The 5,360-nt window shown below is 55.0% G+C and carries 4 protein-coding genes; 1 reads left to right on the top strand and 3 read right to left on the bottom strand.

What is annotated here, in order from left to right:
• Nucleotides 1-50: 50 nt before the first annotated feature.
• From pbp2m to HMPREF3130_RS10050, 3 genes are all read right to left on the bottom strand, one after another.
• Complete coding sequence (pbp2m, locus tag HMPREF3130_RS10060; RefSeq protein ID WP_016421369.1) at nt 51-1,832, bottom strand: penicillin-binding protein PBP2M; 1,782 nt, start codon at nt 1,830-1,832, stop codon at nt 51-53.
• Nucleotides 1,833-1,945: 113 nt separating this feature from the next.
• Nucleotides 1,946-2,776, bottom strand: coding sequence for a serine hydrolase (locus tag HMPREF3130_RS10055; RefSeq protein ID WP_012360808.1), 831 nt, complete (start codon nt 2,774-2,776; stop codon nt 1,946-1,948).
• Complete coding sequence (locus tag HMPREF3130_RS10050; RefSeq protein ID WP_012360809.1) at nt 2,773-3,633, bottom strand: LysR family transcriptional regulator; 861 nt, start codon at nt 3,631-3,633, stop codon at nt 2,773-2,775. Before HMPREF3130_RS10050 ends, HMPREF3130_RS10055 begins: the two co-directional genes overlap by 4 nt.
• Before the next feature lie 114 nt (nt 3,634-3,747).
• On the opposite strand from HMPREF3130_RS10050, the gene HMPREF3130_RS10045 reads away from it, so the two are divergent.
• Nucleotides 3,748-5,328, top strand: a complete 1,581-nt coding sequence (locus HMPREF3130_RS10045) for a helicase-associated domain-containing protein (protein WP_016421371.1) — start codon at nt 3,748-3,750, stop codon at nt 5,326-5,328.
• Nucleotides 5,329-5,360 lie beyond the last annotated feature (32 nt).

The following is a 5,360-nucleotide window of genomic DNA, read 5'->3' as shown; positions in this document are numbered from 1 at the left end:
AAAGACACACTTTTCTTTACTTAACCCGTGCTAGAGGTTATGACGCAAGTTTATTGAATTCCAGAGAATTTCTGAACATCCGGCGAGCGAAGGAAACGCCCGGCCATTTCCACAGCTGGCTGAGAAGAATCTCCTTCGATTACAAGGGACGCAATCGCCAATTCCCCTGTCGTTCCAGCGAACCAGCCATTGGAAAGCTTGCCATCAATTTCTGCTGTACCAGTCTTTCCGCCAAGTGCACTAAGATCACTCAACGACCTAGCTGAACCGTGGTCAATTGTTGATTTCATCATCGTCCGGAGGCTTTGAATAGTTGTATCGCTGACATGCTGGTCTGCCTGTTTATTCACTACTGTCTGTTCGCCTTGAATGAGCTGTGGAGGAACAAGCAAGCCGCCGTTAGCGACAGTCGATTGCATGAGCGCAATCCCAAATGGACTAGCTAGAACCTCGCCCTGTCCAATAGAAGCCTCCACACGAGGAGGTCCAGCCGGTGTCCGCGGCACCGAACCAGTAAGTGTGGTCATCCCTGGTACGTCGAAGTCGGAGCCAATTCCGAGTTCTAAAGCAGTCCGTTGCAGATCATCTTCTCCCAAACGATCCGAAATGACCGCTTGGGTTGTGTTACATGATTGGGCGAAAGCTTCTTCCAGTCGAACGCTACCTAGATCGAAGTCATGATCGTTGGGAATCTTGCGTCCAGCGACGGTGATATTGCTAGGACAAGGTAGTTCCTCATCCATGCTGACTGCCCCTGCCTCTAGTGCCGCCGCTGTGGTCACAGTTTTGAACGTCGATCCCGGTGGGAATAGCCCGGTGAGTGCGATTGGCCCTTGGTTATTTGCCTTGTCATTTTGTGCAACGGCAAGGACACCTCCTGTTCTAGGATTGAGCACGACTAGAACTGCGGCACGTTGCTCACTGTCCACTGCTTGTTTTGCTGCGCTTTGCAGTGTGTTATCCAGAGTGGTTGCGATTGGCTGAACTCGGCGAGGCGGCTCAGAGGCTACCGTCGTCATACCTTGTGAACTCTCAGCGCGTATCGACCATCCTGAATTAGCATCGAGCACTGACTCCCAATATTTGTTCAATTCAGCATCCAGCGGAGAGTTAAGAGTTTTGGACACGCTTAAGAGACGCCCCTGCTCCACAGTGGAGATTCCCTCAAAGGTCCTAAGTTGCTCTTGTATCTTCCGGAATTCTTCCTGCCTCAAAGTGAGGAGCACGGTGTCTTCATCCTGAGACTCTCCCAAGGTCTGCTCGATCCACTCCTTAGTCGTTGTGGGAGACACTGGTGCAAAAATCTGGGCCAATTCCTGCGCTCTAGAGGCTATATCTTTGCGACCTCGTACCTGAATAACTTTCGTCCAGGTCATATATTCATTGCCCAAGCGATCTTTAATTGGAAGATCGTACTGTTTATCTTCAGCAAAAAAGAGTGCGGAATCATCGCTCAACTGAGCTTCGAAGATCGAAGGCAACCATTGAGGCTTACCATCCTGTCCACTAAGGACGAGCCGACCATTGCTCTCCAACTCCACACCATCTTTGGACCAAGTCACATGAGTATTCTGCTTTCCATTGGAAATATCAGATTTTTCGATGTTGACCTTCACACCATGAAGTGACTGCCGAAATTCATGAAGGGCGCGCTCCGGGTCTGGATGATCCAGATACCGTGCAGCCTTGCTGTCATCTCCCGCGTTGAAAGCTTTGAGAAATACGTCTGAGTCTGATTCCCACGGTAGAGCTGAACAGCTGCTCAACATCACTGCGGAGAGCGAACAGAGTGCAATCACCGACTGACGGAAACGATTGTGCTTAGTCATCATGGGAGTGACGTTAAGTGAGACGCATTGGATGCCACCAATATCACATAATGCAATTGTCTCATTTCATTCACATATAGGCGATGGTAGAAGTGTGTATTCAAGTGGCAGAAATTCTAACGAAGAGCGTCCACGAGCAGTCTAGCCACTTCGCCAATAGCACCATCGTGAGTACTCATTGCTTGTTCTGGCACCACCTGTTTCAGCATGATGGACACCACAATGGGCTCCTCGCCCTCAACCTGGATAATCGAAGCTTCACCATGGAGAAGTCCTACAGTGCCCGTTTTTCCATAGATATCAACGCCGCTTGGAGGAAAGCCTGAAGGAACACGGTGACGCCACACCTGCAACCCCAAGAGTTCACACATAGATCGACGTACCGCTGCACTATCGTCTTTCCAAACCTGTTCCAAGTCATTAGTTATTTCCGCCAACGAAGAGACTGCAGAAAACGCTATATCTGTACTACTCCCCCCTTGGGATTGAACATATTGACGCAATTGTTTCTCCGCCGTCACTAAGCTATTCCGATCTTGCAAGTCATAATGAGGTGGAAACCGTTTAAGAAATGCTTCTCGAGCCCACGCAGGCAGTAGACGCAAAATCTCGTGGGCGGCCACGTTATCTGACACCGATGCGACTTGTTTCATTAAGTCTCGGAGACTCACGTTCACTGCGTCATCAAAGGCAGCGAACCCATACCCTTCGTAAGTTCCTTTGGACGGTGCAACGTCAACACGAAGACGAGGATCCAGATCACCTCGTTGAATCGCTTCCAAAGTGAGGTGGAGGAGCCGGATTTTATATAAGGATGCCACCGTAATTTTCTCGTCTTGTTTGCGTCCGATAGTCACCCCATCGTGCAGTCGCGATGCACACCACCATCCCTCACACCCCGACCGCGTCAACACGTTTTCCAGGGCCATCTCCATCCGTGCAGTCATTGGTTAATCCTTCGACAAATTCTTTCGGCGACCGCCATGGCCTCGGCGCCATTGTCCATCCCACCTCGGCGAACCACTACATCCACGGAAAAATCGAAACGGGAAGGAAGCTCAATAGCATTGTCAAACTGGTGAAAACCGCGAAATACCAAAGACATCCCCTCCCCTCTTCCAATCAATAAGCCCCTACCTAGAGCATCCTCTGAATCATTAATTTCGCAAGACACACCCGACCGAAATAGCTCTCTCGCCAAACCACTGGCTGCACTTGAATTGTCATTCAGGTTCTCCACCAGCAGATTCAATTGAGACAAGGTCTTATCCAACCTTGAATACCCCGGCGGCACCACTAGATCACGTGACAGAGAAAACTGCCTCGCACTGCGGTGAGTACCCAAGGGAACCGGAGCTTGAACAAGCCCCGCATGAATAGCGCCTTCTTCAACACGGGCAAGAATCTCAACAGAAGGCAGTGACGACAAAACTACTCCATCATGCTGCTGTGCCTTTGCTGCAATACGCGATCCTATCTCGCTTGGAAGCGCACTACTGATGGCCAAACGAAACCCGCTTTGCGCACCACTTCGGATACCGTCAATCATCGAATGCATAGTCTGAAGATCGCGATTAATCACCCGGGCATATGGAAGCAAGGTCAACCCTGCCTCGGTTAGTTTCACTTCCCCCGCCCCTCGGATAAATAGCGGTGTACCTACACCAGCTTCTAAGCGCTTAATGGCATTGGAGACAGGCGGCTGACTCACTCCCAGTCGCGCTGCCGCCGCTGTAAAACTACCGGTCTCCGCTAAAGCCACGAAATACTGCCATTGGCGCAGATTTCCCGTCTGAGCAATCATGGGTCTCAGCATAGTGGAGCACGAGTTCGCACCACTGCAGCGTAAAATGATGTCTTTGGCTTGAGCAACACCGTCGCGGTGGCGTCGATAAACAAAAAGGAAGTGACACACAGCGTGGGCATTGGAAACGGACCGCTCATTGTGCAGTCGGATAAGACCGTGCTGCTGGAAATCGACCACGAACAGGCGCAGGAGGCGCGCACCGCGCTGGCACCGTTCGCGGAGCTGGAGCGCGCGCCGGAGCACGTGCACACCTACCGCATCACCCCGCTGGCGCTGTGGAACGCCCGCGCGGCAGGGCACGACGCGGAGCAGATCATGGACGTGCTGGAAACCTACTCGCGGTTCCCCGCCCCGCAGCCGCTGCTCATCGACATTGCCGACACGATGGATCGCTACGGGCGGCTGAAGCTCATCAAGCACCCAGCGCACGGGCTCGTGCTAGAGACGACGGACAGGGCTGTGCTGACGGAGATCCGGCGTCACAAAAAGATCAAGCCCATGTTGGGCGCAGAGATCGACGAGGACTCGATCGTTGTGCACCCTTCCGAGCGCGGCAGGCTCAAGCAGGAACTGCTGAAGGTCGGCTGGCCCGCAGAGGACCTGGCGGGATACGTCGACGGCGAGGCACACCCCATCGAGCTGTCGCAGGAACACGAAGAATGGCAGCTGCGCGACTACCAGGAGATGGCGGCCGATAGCTTCTGGGAAGGCGGCTCGGGCGTGGTAGTGCTGCCATGTGGTGCGGGCAAGACGATGGTCGGCGCGGCCTCGATGGCCAAGGCAAAGGCCACCACCCTGATCCTGGTGACGAACACCGTCGCGGGCAGGCAGTGGAAGGACGAGCTAGTGCGCCGCACCTCCCTGACGGAGGATGAAATCGGCGAATACTCCGGAGAGAAGAAGGAGATCCGCCCCGTGACCATCGCCACCTACCAAGTGGTCACGCGCAAGTCGAAGGGCGAATACCGGGCGCTGGAGCTGTTCGACTCCCGCGACTGGGGCTTAATCATTTACGACGAGGTTCACCTGCTGCCTGCCCCGGTGTTCCGCATGACCTCCGACCTGCAGTCTCGCCGCCGTCTGGGGCTCACCGCCACCCTGGTGCGCGAGGACGGCCGCGAAGGCGACGTATTCAGCCTGATCGGGCCGAAGCGCTATGACGCCCCATGGAAGGACATCGAGGCCTTCCTGGATCGCATGTCCCCCGGCGGTCTCTCGTCCGTTCCCCAGTCCCTGCGGTATTTGATTGACGACGCCACCAGGGCATTCCAGCAGGGCTCCGCCACCGAACCCCACTCGGCTCGTGTCCCGTCTCGCGTGGATACTCCCCAGCGCAACATCATGGACATCACTGGGGACTCCACCGAGATCGCCTCGGAGATCGACGGCGCCGTGGAGGGTTTTCGCCGCGCCCACGACCAGGCCATCGCCGTGGACCCGGCGGACGGCACGAAGGCCTCGGACACCCGGACCTTCCGCTCGCCGCGGGAGATCATGTCCGAGCTGCGCCGCGCCTATACCGCGGGCACACAGGTGCGCCTGCACTACGTGGACTATGCGGGTGCCACCAGCCATGACTGGATCTCCATCGTGATGATGACCCCCTCCACCATCTCCGCGGTGCTCGAATCCACCGGGGAGAGCCTCACGATCCAACCCCACCGCATCGCTGCGGTGGACGTGCCGTGCTAGAGGGTTAAGTAAAGAAAAGTGTGTCCGCATGC

It is taken from the genome of Corynebacterium sp. HMSC14B06 (assembly GCF_001807075.1).
Lineage (GTDB): Bacteria > Actinomycetota > Actinomycetes > Mycobacteriales > Mycobacteriaceae > Corynebacterium > Corynebacterium jeikeium_D.
This window is presented reverse-complemented; position numbering and strand designations above follow the sequence as displayed.